Origin of the sequence: Noviherbaspirillum sp. ST9 (genome assembly GCF_048799745.1) — a bacterium.
Classification (GTDB): domain Bacteria; phylum Pseudomonadota; class Gammaproteobacteria; order Burkholderiales; family Burkholderiaceae_D; genus Noviherbaspirillum.
The window spans coordinates 383,065-398,287 of sequence record NZ_JBLWFR010000007.1; the positions used below are offsets into that span (position 1 = coordinate 383,065).

The 15,223-nt window shown below is 62.2% G+C and carries 14 protein-coding genes; 3 read left to right on the forward strand and 11 right to left on the reverse strand.

Annotation, left to right across the window (positions count from 1 at the left end):
* Window position 1 precedes the first annotated feature (1 nt).
* The 3 genes from coaE to yacG all read left to right on the forward strand — a co-directional run bounded on the left by coaE (window position 2) and on the right by yacG (window position 1,708).
* Window positions 2-634 carry a dephospho-CoA kinase gene (gene coaE / locus ACNOHI_RS18435; RefSeq protein WP_420476134.1) on the forward strand — a complete coding sequence of 211 codons (633 nt, stop codon included), beginning with the start codon at window positions 2-4 and terminating at the stop codon, window positions 632-634.
* A 124-nt stretch (window positions 635-758) separates the two neighbouring features.
* A complete protein-coding gene (gene zapD, locus ACNOHI_RS18440) occupies window positions 759-1,514 on the forward strand; it encodes a cell division protein ZapD (RefSeq protein ID WP_420476135.1) in 756 nt (251 codons plus the stop codon).
* An 8-nt stretch (window positions 1,515-1,522) separates the two neighbouring features.
* The gene (yacG, locus tag ACNOHI_RS18445) at window positions 1,523-1,708 is read left to right on the forward strand and encodes a DNA gyrase inhibitor YacG (protein WP_420476136.1); all 186 of its coding nucleotides are present in this window, start codon (window positions 1,523-1,525) and stop codon (window positions 1,706-1,708) included.
* Between the two features lie 9 nt (window positions 1,709-1,717).
* On the opposite strand, the gene ACNOHI_RS18450 is transcribed toward yacG, so the two are convergent.
* The 11 genes from ACNOHI_RS18450 to nirB form a co-directional block, all read right to left on the reverse strand.
* Window positions 1,718-3,274 carry a sigma 54-interacting transcriptional regulator gene (locus ACNOHI_RS18450; RefSeq protein ID WP_420476137.1) on the reverse strand — a complete coding sequence of 519 codons (1,557 nt, stop codon included), beginning with the start codon at window positions 3,272-3,274 and terminating at the stop codon, window positions 1,718-1,720.
* A 94-nt stretch (window positions 3,275-3,368) separates the two neighbouring features.
* On the reverse strand, window positions 3,369-3,905 hold the full coding sequence (locus ACNOHI_RS18455) for an Rrf2 family transcriptional regulator (protein WP_420476138.1): 537 nt from the start codon (window positions 3,903-3,905) through the stop codon (window positions 3,369-3,371).
* A complete protein-coding gene (locus tag ACNOHI_RS18460) occupies window positions 3,902-5,197 on the reverse strand; it encodes a D-amino acid dehydrogenase (protein ID WP_420476139.1) in 1,296 nt (431 codons plus the stop codon). The genes ACNOHI_RS18455 and ACNOHI_RS18460 overlap by 4 nt, the downstream gene beginning before the upstream one ends.
* A gap of 21 nt (window positions 5,198-5,218) precedes the next feature.
* Window positions 5,219-6,373 carry an alanine racemase gene (alr, locus tag ACNOHI_RS18465; RefSeq protein ID WP_420476140.1) on the reverse strand — a complete coding sequence of 385 codons (1,155 nt, stop codon included), beginning with the start codon at window positions 6,371-6,373 and terminating at the stop codon, window positions 5,219-5,221.
* Between the two features lie 266 nt (window positions 6,374-6,639).
* Window positions 6,640-7,059 (reverse strand): NUDIX domain-containing protein, encoded by a 420-nt coding sequence (locus ACNOHI_RS18470; RefSeq protein ID WP_420476141.1) that lies wholly within the window; start codon window positions 7,057-7,059, stop codon window positions 6,640-6,642.
* 12 nt (window positions 7,060-7,071) lie between these two features.
* A complete protein-coding gene (locus tag ACNOHI_RS18475) occupies window positions 7,072-7,947 on the reverse strand; it encodes an ATP-binding protein (RefSeq protein WP_420476142.1) in 876 nt (291 codons plus the stop codon).
* A gap of 1 nt (window position 7,948) precedes the next feature.
* Complete coding sequence (gene argJ / locus ACNOHI_RS18480) at window positions 7,949-9,187, reverse strand: bifunctional glutamate N-acetyltransferase/amino-acid acetyltransferase ArgJ (protein ID WP_420476143.1); 1,239 nt, start codon at window positions 9,185-9,187, stop codon at window positions 7,949-7,951.
* Between the two features lie 103 nt (window positions 9,188-9,290).
* The gene (locus ACNOHI_RS18485) at window positions 9,291-12,074 is read right to left on the reverse strand and encodes a molybdopterin-dependent oxidoreductase (RefSeq protein WP_420476144.1); all 2,784 of its coding nucleotides are present in this window, start codon (window positions 12,072-12,074) and stop codon (window positions 9,291-9,293) included.
* The gene (gene nirD / locus ACNOHI_RS18490) at window positions 12,071-12,424 is read right to left on the reverse strand and encodes a nitrite reductase small subunit NirD (protein WP_420476145.1); all 354 of its coding nucleotides are present in this window, start codon (window positions 12,422-12,424) and stop codon (window positions 12,071-12,073) included. Before nirD ends, ACNOHI_RS18485 begins: the two co-directional genes overlap by 4 nt.
* 10 nt (window positions 12,425-12,434) lie before the next feature.
* Window positions 12,435-12,557: a hypothetical protein gene (locus ACNOHI_RS18495; protein WP_420476146.1), complete on the reverse strand. Its 123-nt coding sequence runs from the start codon at window positions 12,555-12,557 to the stop codon at window positions 12,435-12,437.
* Window positions 12,558-12,607: 50 nt separating this feature from the next.
* A complete protein-coding gene (nirB, locus tag ACNOHI_RS18500; protein ID WP_420476147.1) occupies window positions 12,608-15,046 on the reverse strand; it encodes a nitrite reductase large subunit NirB in 2,439 nt (812 codons plus the stop codon).
* Window positions 15,047-15,223: the final 177 nt, after the last annotated feature.

Below are 15,223 nucleotides of genomic sequence, written 5' to 3' on the forward strand. Positions count from 1 at the left end.
CATGACGGGTTCCACTGGCGGCACCCGCACGTTCTCCGTCGGACTTACCGGCGGAATCGGGAGCGGGAAAACAACCGTCGCCGACATGCTGGCGGCCCGCGGCGCGGCCATCATCGATACCGACCAGATTGCGCACGCACTGACCGCTCCCGGCGGCATGGCGATTAACGAGATCCGTGCGCAATTCGGCGACGCCTTCCTCACGCCGGAAGGCGCCATGGACCGGGCAAAGATGCGAGCCTACGTGTTCGCCGAACCGGCAGCGAAAGCGCGGCTCGAGGCGATTCTGCATCCCTTGATCAGGATCGAAACCGAAAAGGCCGCTGAGGCGGCCGGGGGGGCGTATGTCGTATTTGCCGTCCCGTTGCTCGTCGAGTCCGGCTCATGGAAGCAGCGCGTCACCCGCGTGCTCGTCGTCGATTGCGCTGAAGAGACGCAGGTGCGCCGCGTGATGAGCAGAAGCGGACTGCCCGAAGCGCAGATTCGCGCCATCATGGCGGCGCAGGCTTCGCGAAGCGACCGCCTCGCGGCAGCAGACGACGTGATCGACAACGACGGCGATGCGATGGCACTCGTGCCGCAAGTCGATAAACTCCATGCGCTGTATACTTCCCTGGCGGCGGCAAACGGATAACGTATTTGCAATGCCCGTCTCGGGGAGGATTTGCTTGACCTGCAATATTTGTATTTTTTTATGGGTTCGTTCAGAATCACGTAATTATTTCCAGCCCAACCTTTATTGCTAAAGGGACGCCACTTTGATCATCTACGAATACCCATTCAATGAGCGTATTCGCACTCTGCTGCGGCTGGAAGACCTTTACGAGAAGTTCATCTTTTTCCTGCACCAGGAGCATCCGCAGCAGCACCATGTTGCGCTCGCCACGATTTTCGAAATGCTCGAAGTCGCAGGCCGTGCCGACCTGAAATCGGACCTGCTGCAGGAACTCGAGCGCCAGAAGCAGACCCTGCTGGGTTTCAAGTCCAATCCCAATGTCGCGTCCGAACGCCTCGACGAAGTGCTTTCCGACGTGGATCGCAGTCTCGTGGCGCTCATGGGCTCCCAAGGCAAGACCGGGCAGAACATCCGCGACAACGAATGGCTGATGAGCATTCGCGGCCGCACGATCATTCCTGGCGGCGCCTGCGAATTCGACCTGCCCTCGTACTACGCGTGGCAGCAACGCTCGCCGCAGCAGCGCTTCAACGACATTTCCGGCTGGTTTGCGCCGCTGGTACCGCTCTTTGACGCGATCAGCGTCGTGTTGCGCCTGCTGCGCGAATCCGGCCGCTCCACCAAGACCATCGCGCAAGCCGGGAGCTACCAGCAAATGCTGCAGGGCAAGGTGTACCAGATGCTTCGCCTCGGTATTGACGATGCACTCGGAGCCATTCCGGAAATCTCCGCCAACAAGTACATGCTGTGGGTGCGCTTCACCTCGCAGGACGGCGACATGAAACCGAAGTCGTTCGAGAACGATGTACCATTCGAGCTGGCTTTGTGTAATTTCTGAGGTGTTTCATGGCAACCGTAGTTGATTGCCCCACTTGCGGCAAGAAAGTCGAGTGGACGGAGGCGAACAAGTACCGTCCGTTCTGTTCCGAGCGATGCAAGCAGATCGACCTGGGGGCGTGGGCGGAGGAGAAATACACCATCCCCGCCGTCAATCCTCCCAAAGAACTCGACGACGGTGACCTGCCGCACTGATCTTCCGTCTTACCGGTTTGATCCCGGAATCCCGTATTTCCGCAGTTTGTTCGCGATCATCGAGTGCGAGGTCTTGAGCCGCGCCGCGAGCTTGCGGCTGGACGGATACTGCGGATAGAGGCGCTCGAGAAAAGCGCGCTCGAAGGATTCCATCGAACTGTCCCAATCCTGTCCTTCATGGCCGTTTCCGGCCGCTTCCGCCGTCATGATGCTGCCCTCGGCAAGATCGAGGTCCGCAGCGTCGAGAACGCGCTTGTCGCTCATCGTAATGGCGCGGAATACCACGTTCTGCAACTGCCTGACATTGCCCGGCCAATGGTTTGCCACGAGTGCGGCGCAAGCTTCGGCGCTCAGCCGGCATATGGGCTTTTGCGCCTGCGCGCAGGCGCGTTCGATGAAGTGCCGTGCCAGCAGGAGGATGTCGTCGGGCCGTTCGCGTAAAGCCGGCACTTCCAGATGCAGCACGTTGAGGCGGTAGAACAGGTCTTCGCGGAAGGCGCCGTCGGCCACCATTTTCGACAGGTTGCGATGGGTGGCGCTGATGATGCGCACATTGACCTTGATTTCCCGGTCGCTGCCGATGCGACGGAATTTGCCGTCGTTCAGGAAGCGCAGCAGCTTGGCTTGCAGGTAGAGCGACATTTCCCCGATTTCATCCAGGAAAACCGTTCCGCCGTCGGCCATTTCGATCAGGCCGGGCTTGCCGCCGCGCTGCGCACCGGAAAACGCGCCGGACATATAACCGAAGAGTTCGCTCTCGGCGAGGCTCTCAGGCAACGCGGCACAGTTGAGTGCCAAAAATGGAGCGCCGCTCCGCGAACTGGCGGCATGGCACGCCTGCGCGACGAGTTCCTTGCCTGTACCGGTTTCTCCAGCGATCAACAGAGGCGCATCGACGATCGCGACGCGGGCGGCGCGAGCCTTCAGCGCACGGATTGGCTCGGAATCACCGATGATCGCGTCAAAACCGCCCCCGCCATGCTGGAGCGCGTGAAGACGGCCGCCAAGACGGCGCGGCGCGTGCAGGGTAATCACGCCACCGATGGTCTGTCCGATGGCCGAGTTGATCGGCTCCGAGACGGGTGTGACTTCGAGCAGGAAAGGCTGTCCTTGCAGGCGTACCTCGCGCGGTGGCGCCTGAAAGCCGGTTTCCAGCAATTCCGCCTGCAGGCTGGTTTCACCGAAGAGCTCGTGCAGGGATTTGCCGTTCAGCTCGCTCTCGCTCATGTCGGCGACAGCCGCCGCCGCGGCATTGGCAGCCACGATGCGGCCGTCCGCGTTCACGGCCATGACGGGATCGGCCAGGGCGGCCATCAGCGTGTCGAGGTGCAAGCGACGACGGGCGCCGGGCAGGACATCGACGACTTTGACGTCGAGCACGCCGGAGACGCGCATGAAGTCCGCGCGCAGCGACGGCACCAGGTTTTCCGTCAGTTCGGGAATGTCGATGAAGACGTCGGAGGAATCGACTTCCACTGCGACCACGTTCATGTTGCGGCGTGCCAGCACAGCCAGGATTTCGTGCGCAATGCCTACACGGTCGGCAAACTGGACATCGATACGCATGGTCGACGGTACTCGTTTCTCGGGAGCCAAAGGATGCGGAGCCGGGAAGGCTCCAATCGTGGCCACTTTACCTGCCCGCCGCACGGGCGACAAGCTATACCGGCTCGGCGATGTACGTCCGCGTCGAATAGGTGAAAGGATGCAGCCCGCCGGATGCGCGCACTGCCTTCAGCCGCCCAAGGTCGAAGGCCTGCAGGTGCTGCAGGACGACCTGGTTGATGGACATGGTGGCTTGCATCAGCAGCAGGTCGACGCTCTGCTGTGCGGCCGAGCGGGCCTCGTCCGCCGCAGGCTCGGTCTTTTTGCGCCGAGACTCCTCGGCGGCGCCGGCCACGCTGCGAAATACATCAGCCAGCGTAATCGTGCCCAAGGGTGACGCGCAATACCAGGCATCGCGCGTCTTTTCGTCACGGCTGAGCAGGCCGGACTGTGACAGGTTGCCGAGCAAAATGCGCACCGCGCGTGCGCTCTGCCCGAGGGACTCCGCCAGCGCCGTCGTCGTTACCGCCTTGGGATTGGCGATGACGATACGGGCCAGCAGTTCAATGGCCATGGAAAATCGTGCATGCAGTTGCTGGTCGCCGAATAGGAACTCCGGAATGCCAGGCGTCTCCATGGCACGGGCGTTCATGCACGCACCTCTTGCGGAACGACAATCGGGCGGTTGCTCTTGCCGTAACGATCCATGAACAGTCCCTCCGTATCGATTTCCGGCCGCTTGCCGGATACCAGGTCGGCCAGTACGCGGCCCGCGCCGCAGGCCATGGTCCAGCCGAGCGTGCCATGGCCGGTGTTGAGGAAAAGGTTGCGGTATGGCGTCGGCCCCATGACCGGCGTGCCGTCCGGCGTCATCGGACGCAGGCCGCACCAGAATTCCGCCTTCGCCACGTCGCCGCCCTTCGGGAACAGGTCGACCACCGAGTGTTCCAGGGTTTCGCGGCGTGCGTTGCGCAGGGTGAGGTCGTAGCCGGAGATTTCGGCCGTGCCGCCGACGCGGATGCGGTCGCCGAGGCGGGTGATGGCGACCTTGTAGGTTTCGTCCATGATGGTCGATTCCGGCGCGAACTTGGCGTCGTGGATGGGCACCGTGATCGAGTAACCCTTGATCGGGTAGACCGGAACGCGGATACCAATGTCGCGCAGCAGCAGCGGCGAATAGCTGCCCAGCGCCAGCACGTAGCTGTCGGCCTTCAGGTCGCCTTCCGAGGTGCGGATGCCGGTGATCTTGCGTTCGTCGGCGAGCAGACGCTGGATCGATACGCCGTACTTGAACGTCACGCCGGCCTGCTCGGCCATGGCGGCGAGCTGTTGGGTGAACTTGAAGCAGTCGCCAGTCTCGTCGTTCGGCAGGCGGAGTGCGCCGACGAACTTCTCGCGCACGTTGGCGAGCGCCGGCTCGACACCGACGCAGCCGGCCGGATCAAGGACTTCATACGGGACGCCATAACGCTGCAGGACGGCGATGTCGCTCGCGGACGCATCGAGCTGCTTCTGCGTGCGGAACAGTTGCAGCGTGCCTTGGGTACGGTGGTCGTAGCTGATGCCGGTCGCCGCACGCAGCGCGATCAGGCAGTCGCGGCTGTATTCGGCGAGGCGGACCATGCGACCCTTGTTGGTTTCGTAGCGCGACGTGGTGCAGTTGAGCAGCATCTGGAACACCCAGCGCCACATGTCGGGATCGACACCCGGGCGGATCACCAGCGGGCTGTGGCGCATCAGCAGCCATTTCATTGCCTTGACCGGAATGCCAGGTGCAGCCCAGGGCGCGGAATAGCCGGGAGAGACTTCACCGGCATTGGCATAGCTGGTCTCGAGGCCGGCCGCCGGCTGGCGGTCGATCACCGTCACCTCGTGGCCCTGCTGCGCCAGGTAATAGGCCGATGCGGTTCCGATGACGCCGCTTCCCAATACGATAACTTTCACGATAGTCCCTCTGCTAGGTGGTCAAATGCTGAATTCGGTTGATGGCTGGCGTTGCGCCGCGCGCGGTGTTTGCGTATCGACGTAGTCGCGGTGATAACGTGCGCCGAGGCTCGTCAGGATTTCGTAGCCGATGGTTCCCGCCAGTGCGGCGACGTCGTCCACGGGCTGCGAAGCGGAAATGAGATCGACATATGCGCCGGCGTGGACGCGGTCGGCCGACACGTCTGTCACATCGAGGGCAAGCGTGTCCATCGACACATTGCCGACGACAGGTACCGGAACGCCATCGACATGCGCGAAACCGCGTCCGCTGAAACTGCGCAGCCATCCATCCGCATACCCGGTCGCGATCGTAGCAATCCTTCGGCGCCCGGCCGCGCGATAGGTGCCGCCATAGCCCACGCAGTCGCCGCGGTCGATGACGCGTGTCTGGATTACCCGCGCCTTCAGCGTTACCACGGATTGCATGGGATTGGATGCGCCCTGGACGGGTGCGATTCCGTAAAGCGCCGCACCGGGGCGGACGAGGTCGCCATGGTATTTCTGACCGAGAAAAATTCCGGACGAATTGGCAAAACTCGTGCGGCATTGCGGAAGCTTTTTCCGCAATGCCTGGAATGCTTCCAGCTGCGCGGCATTCATCGGATGGTCCTGGCGCTCGGCACAGGCAAGGTGGGTCATGAGGTAGCACAAGTCGATGCCACGCAGGAAATCCGGGTCGTAGAGCCAGTTCTCGACTTCCTGGCGCGACAGTCCGAGACGCGACATGCCGGTATCGACCTGGACGACCGCGGGCAAGCGGCGAGCGGCGATACGTGCTGCCTGGCGCCAGCCGGCGACTTGCGACGCGCTGTTCAAGACGGGAATCAGGCGATGCTCGACGAACTCGAGCTCGGTGTCCGGCAGCGGTCCGTGCAGGACGAAGATGTCCGCAGAGGCTGGAAGGTGCGGACGCAGCGCGATGCCTTCATCGAGATGGGCAACGAAGAAGTGGTCACAGCCTTCCGCTGCGAGCGCCTTGGCAACGTGAATGGCACCGAGCCCGTAAGCATCGGCCTTGACGGCGGCACCGCAGCTTGCGCCGGCGAGTTGAGAGCGCAGGAAGCGATAGTTGGCGCGAATCGCCCCCAGGTCGATGGTAAGTACCGCTCCGGCTTGCTTTTCCCGATCCGCCATTGTCCCCTCGTTGCGTGTCATCGACCGGGCTAGGCCTGTACCGGTCATCTTTCGCAACAGTTCAGCAACTGGCGTGCCAGAAGAATTAGTTCAATTAATTCAAGGAGTTAGCTGAAATTCGAGCAATATGCCAGGCGAGCTGGGTGTATACAAAAATATACAGCGGACGTTCGGTCACGACCTAAGCAATTGAAAGGAAAGGATATTTACTGAGCGGAACAGGCTGTACAATAAAATGTACATCGTATTCAAAAGTATACAGGGTGTTACGCCGCCAGATCTGTATAGCGAATGCGATCCAGCCACTCAATCAGGGGGATGGTCGCCGGTAGCAGTGGCTCGACGCCGAGCGTCCCCTGCCAGGCAAACGCCTGCCCTTCCAGGCTTTGCGGCTCGCCGGACCATTCGCGGCTGATGTAGAAATGCAGGCGGACATGCGCGTGCGGGTAGACATGCTCGACACCACACCACGGTTCGGCCGAGAGCACCTGCACGCCAAGCTCCTCCACGAATTCGCGCTTGAGCGCATCGAGGATGTCTTCTCCCGGCTCCACCTTGCCGCCAGGGAATTCCCAGTAGCCGGCGTAGGGTTTGCCGTCGGGACGCTGGCCGAGGAGCACGTCGCCGTTCGGTTTCATAAGGATGCCGACGGCGACATCGATCGGTGATGCTGTTGGTTTTGACATGCGGGGAAAGCCTTATTGCCGGATCTTCCCGGCATGGTCCTTGGCGAATTGCCAGGCCACGCGGCCCGACCGGGAGCCGCGCTGCAACGCCCAGCGCAGGGCGTCGGCCCGGGCCTCCTCGATTTGCTGCGCGTTGCAGCCGAAGTGCCGCAGCCAGTGCCCCACGATGTCGAGGTAATCGTCCTGCTTGAACGGATAGAAGGACACCCACAGGCCGAAGCGCTCGGACAGCGAAATCTTTTCCTCGACCGTTTCGCCCGGGTGCAGGTCGCCGTCCTCGGTGTGCACGTAGGTTGCGTTGTCCGACATGCGCTCCGGCATGAGATGGCGGCGGTTGGAGGTCGCGTAGATGAGAACGTTGTCCGACTGCGCCGTCAGGCCACCGTCGAGCGCCACCTTCAGCGCCTTGTAGCCGCCCTCCCCTTCCTCGAAAGACAGGTCGTCGCAGAAGATGACGAAGCGCTCGGGTCGCCCCGCGACGAGATCGACGATGTCGGGCAGGTCACCCAGGTCGTCCTTGTCGACTTCGATCAGTCGCAGCCCCTGGGACGCGTACTGGTTCAGGCAAGCCTTGATCAGCGAGGACTTGCCGGTGCCGCGCGCACCGGTCAGCAGCACATTGTTGGCCGGGCGGCCTTCGACGAACTGCTTCGTGTTCTGCTCGATCTGCTGCTTCTGCGGCTCGATGTTGTGCAGGTCGGAAAAGGCGATGCGTGCCACATGGGCCACCGGCTGCAGGTAGCCCCGGCTGCCCTTGCCACCCGGCTTGCGCCAGCGGAAGGCGTTCGAAACATCCCAGTCCACGTCGCGCGCGGCGTGCGGCAGGAAGGCTTCGAGGCGCGTCAGCAGCGCTTCCGCGCGTTCGAGGAATTGATCGAGTTGCGTCATGTCAGGAACGATAGTCGGCGTTGATGCTCACGTACTCGTGCGAGAAGTCGCAGGTCCAGATCGTCGCGGCCGCATTGCCGCGGGCCAGTTTCACGCGGATCGTGATTTCGCTCTGCTTCATCACGCGCTGGCCGTCTTCTTCCTTGTAATCGGGATTGCGGCCGCCGTTCTTCGCAACCCAGACGTCATCGAGGTAGAGGTTGATCTTGCTGACATCCAGGTCGTCGATGCCGGCGTAGCCGATCGCGGCGAGGATGCGGCCCAGGTTGGGGTCGGAGGCGTAGAAGGCGGTCTTCACCAGCGGCGAGTGGCCGATGGAATAGGCAATCTGGCGGCACTCCTCGACCGAGGTGCCGTCTTCGACCGTGATGGTCATGAACTTGGTGGCGCCCTCGCCGTCACGCACGATCATCTGCGCCAGCTCCTGGGAAATCGCCGTCACGGCAGCGGCCAGTTCGGCATATTCCGGCGAAGCGATGTCGTTCACTTCCAGCTGGCCCGCGCCCGTGGCGATCACCATGAAGGAGTCATTGGTCGACGTGTCGCCGTCGATGGTGATGCAGTTGAAGGATTTGTCGGCCGCCGCCTTCACCATGTGGTCGAGCACCGACTGGGCGACCTTGGCATCCATCGCGAGGTAGCCGAGCATGGTGGCCATGTTCGGCTTGATCATGCCCGCGCCCTTGCTGATGCCGGTCAGCGTGACCTGTTTGCCGGCGATCGTCACGGTGCGCGACGCGGCCTTGGGCTGCGTGTCGGTCGTCATGATCGACTCCGCGGCGTTGTACCAGTTGTCGGCCTTCAGGTTGGCAATCGCGCTCGGCAAGCCAGCCTTGAGGCGGTCGACCGGCAGCGGCTCAAGGATGACGCCGGTTGAGAACGGCAGGATCTGCGAGGGTGCGCAGCCCAGCAGGGCGGCGAGCGCCTCGCAGGTCGCGTTGGCGTTGGCCAGGCCTGCTTCCCCGGTGCCGGCGTTCGCATTGCCCGTGTTGATGACCAGCGCCTGGATGGGCGCGCCGGACATGCGGACACCTTCGAGGTGCGCCTTGCACACCTGGACCGGTGCGGCGCAGAAGCGGTTCTTGGTAAATACACCCGATACCGTGGCAGTCGGCGCCAGCTTCATGACCAGCAAGTCCTTGCGGTTGGCTTTGCGGATTCCTGCTTCGGCAAAACCCAGTTCGATCCCTGCAACGGGTTTCAGGTTGGCGGCGATGGGAAGGGGGAGATTGACGGCCATGGCGTTCGGGTGGATTGAGTGACGGAAAAAGAACGCTATTTTAAACCGTCGCGGGAGGGGGCGCTCCGTTGCGGTGGTCACAACGGAGCAGGAGAAGCGGCCGTCAGGCGGCAGCCTTGGTGGACGGCGTCTGGTGCAGGATGATCTTCTTCAGCTCCGGCACGCAGGAACCGCAGTTCGTGCCGCATTTGAGCTGCCCCTGCAGCGACGCCAGGACGGCATCCGGTGTCCCCTGGTTGATCCAGTCGTGCTTCACCAGCGCCTCGTTGATTTCCGTCTCGGCAATGTTGAAACAGTTGCAGACGATCCTGCCGCGCGCCTTGAAACCTTGCGGCGCCTTGGTCGACGGCATCAGCAGGAGGCGACCGAGGGCGGCCACGGGCTGTTCACCTTCAAGGTATTCCTTCAGCCAATGCTCGGCCGAGGTGTCACCGGCGAGCGACACTGCCGCGAGTTTGCCGTCCAGAACGCGAATATGCCGCGCGTTGCCGCGACGGACATCGTCGTAGCGCAAAACTTCCGCGCCCGCGATGCCGAACTGCGTTTCGATCTCCTGCACCAGCGCCGGGTCGGCGGGATAGTCGTCCGCTGCGCGGAAGAAGACTCCGACCTTGTCGCGGCCGAACAGCGTGCAGGATGCATAGCTGAAGCGCCGCATGAACGGCCGCAGCGCCGCCTGCAGAGCGAGTGCCTTGTCCTGGTCGATCCAGCCGAACACCAGGAAGCGCCACGGCAGCTCCGCCTTCAGGATCTTGACCGCGGCATGCTTCAGTTCGGGTTGCTTGGAACTCGGGCAGAACGCCGGCAGGGTCAGCGCATTGACGCCGAAGGTACCCTTGCCGTCGCTGCCACGGCCGGACACGTATTCCTCGCCCCAGTGCATGCCGATGAAGGCTTGCCCGACACGGATATCATCGCTCGCCACAGCAGGCAGGATCTGCGAACCGCGCTTGCTGGTCACATGCACGAGGTCGCCGTTGGCGATCATGCGGCGGTCCATGTCGGTCTTCGACATCATGACGGCCGGTTCAGATGCGTGCGAGAACAATTGGGCCACCGTACCGGTACGGCTCATGCCGTGCCACTGGTCGCGCTGGCGCCCGGTCGTGAGGCGGAACGGGAAGCGCGCGTCGACCGGTTCGGCAACCGGCTGGTAGACGGTGTTGACGAATTTCGCCTTGCCGCTGGCCGTCGGGAACACGCCGTCCTCGTACAGGCGCTTCTTGCCCTCCGCCGCCCCCTCCGGGAACGGCCATTGCTGCGGCCCCTGCTCGTCCAGAATCTGGTACGAGAGGCCAGTGATGTCGAGGTCGCGGCCACGCGTGGATTCGCGGTGCTCGTTCCAGATTTCTTCGGTGCCAGCATAGGGGAAGATCGTCTTATCCTTGCCCATCAGCGTTTCCAGCCGGCGCGCGAAGTCGACCACGATTTCCCAGTCGTGCCGTGTTTCCGCAGGCTTGGGCAGCACAGATTTGAAGCGCGTGATGCGGCGCTCGGAATTCGTGACCGTGCCTTCCTTTTCGCCCCAGGTCGTCGCAGGCAGCAGCACGTCCGCGTAATCGACGGTGGCAGTCGTTTTATAGGCTTCCTGCACGATCACCAGCTCGGCCTTTTCAAGCGCCTCGCGCACCAGCTTCTGGTCGGGCAGCGATTGCGCGGGGTTGGTGCAGGCGATCCACAGGATTTTGATTTCGCCATTGCGCACGGCCTCGAACATTTCGACTGCCGTCTTGCCTGGCTTGGACGGTACGTCGTCGATGCCCCACAGGCGCGCGATCTCGGCGCGGTGTTCCGCATTGGCCATGTCGCGATGCGCAGACAGCAGGTTGGCCAGCCCGCCCACTTCGCGGCCTCCCATCGCATTGGGCTGCCCGGTCAGGGAAAACGGTCCCGCGCCGGGCTTGCCGATCTGATGCGTGGCAAGGTGGAGGTTGATCAACGCCGCATTCTTGGCGGTGCCGGACGTCGATTGGTTCAGGCCCTGGCAGTAAAGCGAGAGCGATGCCTTCGATTGGCCGAACCAGCGGGCAGCCGTCGCCAGGTCTTCCTGCGAGATGCCGCAGGTTTCGGCAACAAACTGCGGTGTGTAGTCGCGCACCGTGCGCTTCAGTTCGTCGAAGCCCTCGGTGTGCGCGTTGATGTAGTCTTCGTCGATCCAGCCTTCCCACAGGCAGATATGCAGCATGCCGTTGAACAGCGCGACGTCCGTTCCCGGAAGGATGGGCAGATAGAGGTCGGCGTCACGTGCCGTGTCGGTCCGGCGCGGATCGGCCACGATCATCTTCTGCGAACGGTTTGCCTTGCGCGCCGCTTCAATCCGGCGATAGATGATGGGATGCGCGTAGGCCGTGTTCGAGCCGACGATGAAGATCACTTCGGCGTGATCAAAGTCCTCATAGCAGGCCGGCGGCGCATCGGCGCCCAGCGTCTGCTTGTAGCCGGCAACAGCGCTCGACATGCACAGGCGCGAATTGGTGTCGATGTTGTTGGTGCCGACCAGGCCCTTGGACAGCTTGTTGAAGACGTAATAGTCCTCCGTCAGCAGCTGGCCGGAGATATAGAAGCCGACGCTGTCCGGTCCATGGTCGCGAATGGTGCTGGCAAACTTCTTCGCGATGAAATCCAGAGAATCGTCCCAGGACGCCTTGTCGCGCGCGCCATCACGCGAGACGCGCATTTCCGGGTACAGGGCGCGCGCCTGCTGCTGCAACACCGGATTGGCGGTCAGGTGGAGCGTGCTGCCTTTGGTGCACAACCGGCCGAAATTGGCGGGATGATCCGGATCGCCGCGCACGCCGGTGATCTTCTCGCCATCGCTCTCGACAATGACGCCGCACCCGACGCCGCAGTAACAGCAGGTGGCTTTCGTTTCGCGTAATGCACTCATTCGGCCTTGACCTCGATCGCCAGGGACTTCAATTCTTCGGCGTCGAGGAAGACCTCGCCGTCTTCCACCTTGACGCTGAATCTCTGCGTGCAGCCTTCATCGGGGGACACCGCACAGCCCGAATCAAGCTGGATGTTCCAGTTGTGCAACGGGCAGGCGACGCGCTCGCCGAACACGATCCCCTGCGATAGCGGGCCGCCCTTGTGCGGGCACTTGTCGAGCAGGGCAAAAATCTTGTCTTCGCTATTGCGGAAAATCGCCACGTCGGGCTTCGCTGCCCGGTTGACGACCCGTGCGCCGAGCACGGGGATGTCTGCGACGTTGCAGACGGCTTTCCATTGTTGCGGCATGTGCTTTCCTTTATTTCAATTGGACGATGTGCACGGGGGCGGCCCGGTCGAACGATCCATGGAGCATGCAGGTGCCGAGGATGGCGGAAGTGGCCGCGACGGCCAGCACGATGGCTGCAAGATAGATGGTCATGGTCGTTCCTTTCAAAAAAATCAATCGGAACCGCCCGGCGGATTGCTTCGTTACACGCTCAGCGGTTCAAACTGGCGCGCGTCAACCTGGGCCTTTTCCTGCTCATGCCAGGGGTCCGGCTCGCCGTCCAGCGAGAACAGCAGCCGCTCGTACAGCGCCTTGCGGTTCTCCGCGTCCTCCAGCACTTTCTTCTTCACATGGTCGAGGCCTACACGTCCAATATAGTGCACGGTGCGCTCGAGGTACCAGCCCTCTTCCCGGTAGAGCTGCAGGAAGGCGCCGGAATATTCCAGCACTTCCTCGTGCGTCTTCACCTTGACGAAGAAATGGGCAACTTCCGTCTTGATACCGCCGTTGCCGCCGACGTAGATCTCCCAGCCGGAATCGACGCCAATCACGCCCACATCCTTGATGCCGGATTCGGCGCAGTTGCGCGGGCAGCCGGAGACGGCGATCTTCACCTTGTGCGGCGCATACATCTTCCACATTGCACGCTCAAGCTGCTTGCCCATCTCGGTGGAATCCTGCGTGCCGAAGCGGCACCATTCCGAGCCGACGCAGGTTTTCACGGTGCGCAGCGCCTTGGCGTACGCATGGCCGCATGGCATGTCTAGCTCTTTCCACACGGCCGGCAGGTCTTCCTTCTTCACACCCAGCAGATCGATGCGCTGGCCGCCCGTCACCTTGACGGTCGGGATCTGGTACTTGTCGACGACGTCGGCGATGCGGCGCAAGTCCTTCGCAGTGGTCTCGCCGCCCCACATGCGCGGGATGACGGAGTAGGTGCCGTCCTTCTGGATGTTGGCGTGCGCGCGCTCGTTGATGAAACGCGATTGTGGATCGTCCTTCGCCTCGTGCGGCCAGGTGGAGATCAGGTAGTAGTTCAGTGCCGGACGGCAGGTGGAACAGCCGTTGGGGGTGCGCCATTCCATGAACTTCATGGTGTCGGCAATGCTCAGCAGCTTGTTCACCTTGATCGCATCGCGCACTTCCTGATGCGTGTGGTCGGTGCAGGCACAGACCGGCTTCGCCTTGCTCGACATGGAGTAATCGCCACCCGCGGTCGCCATCAGGATCTGTTCGACCAGCCCGGTGCAGGATCCGCAGGAAGCGGATGCCTTCGTATGCTTGCGCACGTCTTCCAGGGTGAACAGGCCCTTTTCCTTGATCGACTTGACGATGGTGCCCTTGCACACGCCGTTGCAGCCGCAGACCTCGGCGTCGTCCGGCATCGCTGCGGCACGGGTAAAGCCTTCATGGCCGGTGTCGCCCGGGCGGCCGGTGTTCGATTCGCCGAACATGAGCGTGTCGCGCATTTCGGTGATGTCGCGGCCTTCGCGCAGCAGCTTGAAATACCAGGTGCCGTCTACCGTATCGCCGTACAGGCAGGCGCCGACCAGCTTGTTGTCCTTGATGACCAGCTTCTTGTAGACGCCGCCTATCGGATCGGACAAGACGATTTCTTCCGTTCCTTCGCCCCCCATGAATTCACCGGCGGAGAACAGGTCGATGCCGGTCACCTTCAGCTTGGTCGAGGTGACGGAACCCTGGTAGCGCCCGATGCCGAAGTTGGCGAGATGGTTGGCGCACACTTTCGCCATTTCGAAGAGCGGCGCGACGAGCCCATACGCCGTACCGCGATGGTTCACGCATTCGCCCACGGCATAGATGCGCGGGTCGTAGGTTTGCATGGTGTCGTTGACAACAATGCCACGGTTGCAGAACAAGCCTGCCGATTCGGCGAGCGTCGTGTTCGGGCGGATGCCGACCGCCATGACGACCAGCTCGGCGGGGACTTCGAGGCCGTCGGTGAAGCGGATGGCTTTCACGTTGCCGTCGTCGTCGCCGACGATTTCCTTTGTGTTTTTATCAAGCAGGAATTTCAGGCCGCGGTCTTCCAGCGATTTCTGCAGCAGCTTGCCGGCGGTTGGATCGAGCTGGCGCTCCATCAGCCAGTTCGGCAAATGCACGACGGTGACGTCCATGCCGCGCAGCTTGAGACCGTTGGCTGCTTCCAGGCCGAGCAGTCCGCCGCCGATAACGACCGCGTGCTTGTGCACCGTAGCAGCGTCGATCATTGCGTTGGTGTCCTGGATGTCGCGGTAGGAAATCACGCCCTTCAGCTCCTTGCCGGGCACGGGCAGGAGGAAGGGATTGGAACCGGTGGCCAGCAGCAGGCGATCGTATTCCGCGGTGGTGCCGTCTTCCGCGATGACCTGGCGCTTGACGCGGTCGATCTTCGCGATCTTCTTGCCGAGGTGGAGGGTGATGTTGTTTTCCGCGTACCAGTCGACATCATTGAGCATGATGTCCTTGATCGTCTGTTCGCCGGCGAGCACCGGCGACAGCAGGATGCGGTTGTAGTTGGCGTAGGGCTCGGCGCCGAATACGGTGATGTCGTAAATATCCGGGGCGATCTTGATCAACTCCTCAAGTGTGCGCACACCGGCCATACCGTTACCGACCATGACTAATTTCAGCTTCTTCATTAAAGCTCCTTCTCCGCTCCGCTTCGCCATTGAAGCTACAAAAATGATCCTGATCGTTTCTTAGCAAGAGCGGTGCCAATACGAAAATCAGGTAAACGCACCGGGATGAAGAGAAAAGCGCACCGTTGCAGTGCAACACGAGCGCGTTGTGCATGGAGAGCGCACACCGGACCGTCG

Bases quoted from the DNA above. Each gene is read 5' to 3' on its own strand.
- yacG (WP_420476136.1), top strand. From the start codon at position 1,523: ATGGCAACCGTAGTTGATTGCCCCACTTGCGGCAAGAAAGTCGAGTGG.
- ACNOHI_RS18455 (WP_420476138.1), bottom strand. From the start codon at position 3,905: ATGAACGCCCGTGCCATGGAGACGCCTGGCATTCCGGAGTTCCTATTC.
- ACNOHI_RS18450 (WP_420476137.1), bottom strand. From the start codon at position 3,274: ATGCGTATCGATGTCCAGTTTGCCGACCGTGTAGGCATTGCGCACGAA.
- nirB (WP_420476147.1), bottom strand. From the start codon at position 15,046: ATGAAGAAGCTGAAATTAGTCATGGTCGGTAACGGTATGGCCGGTGTG.
- ACNOHI_RS18485 (WP_420476144.1), bottom strand. From the start codon at position 12,074: ATGAGTGCATTACGCGAAACGAAAGCCACCTGCTGTTACTGCGGCGTC.
- alr (WP_420476140.1), bottom strand. From the start codon at position 6,373: ATGGCGGATCGGGAAAAGCAAGCCGGAGCGGTACTTACCATCGACCTG.
- coaE (WP_420476134.1), top strand. From the start codon at position 2: ATGACGGGTTCCACTGGCGGCACCCGCACGTTCTCCGTCGGACTTACC.
- argJ (WP_420476143.1), bottom strand. From the start codon at position 9,187: ATGGCCGTCAATCTCCCCCTTCCCATCGCCGCCAACCTGAAACCCGTT.
- ACNOHI_RS18470 (WP_420476141.1), bottom strand. From the start codon at position 7,059: ATGTCAAAACCAACAGCATCACCGATCGATGTCGCCGTCGGCATCCTT.
- ACNOHI_RS18495 (WP_420476146.1), bottom strand. From the start codon at position 12,557: ATGACCATCTATCTTGCAGCCATCGTGCTGGCCGTCGCGGCCACTTCC.
- ACNOHI_RS18475 (WP_420476142.1), bottom strand. From the start codon at position 7,947: ATGACGCAACTCGATCAATTCCTCGAACGCGCGGAAGCGCTGCTGACG.
- nirD (WP_420476145.1), bottom strand. From the start codon at position 12,424: ATGCCGCAACAATGGAAAGCCGTCTGCAACGTCGCAGACATCCCCGTG.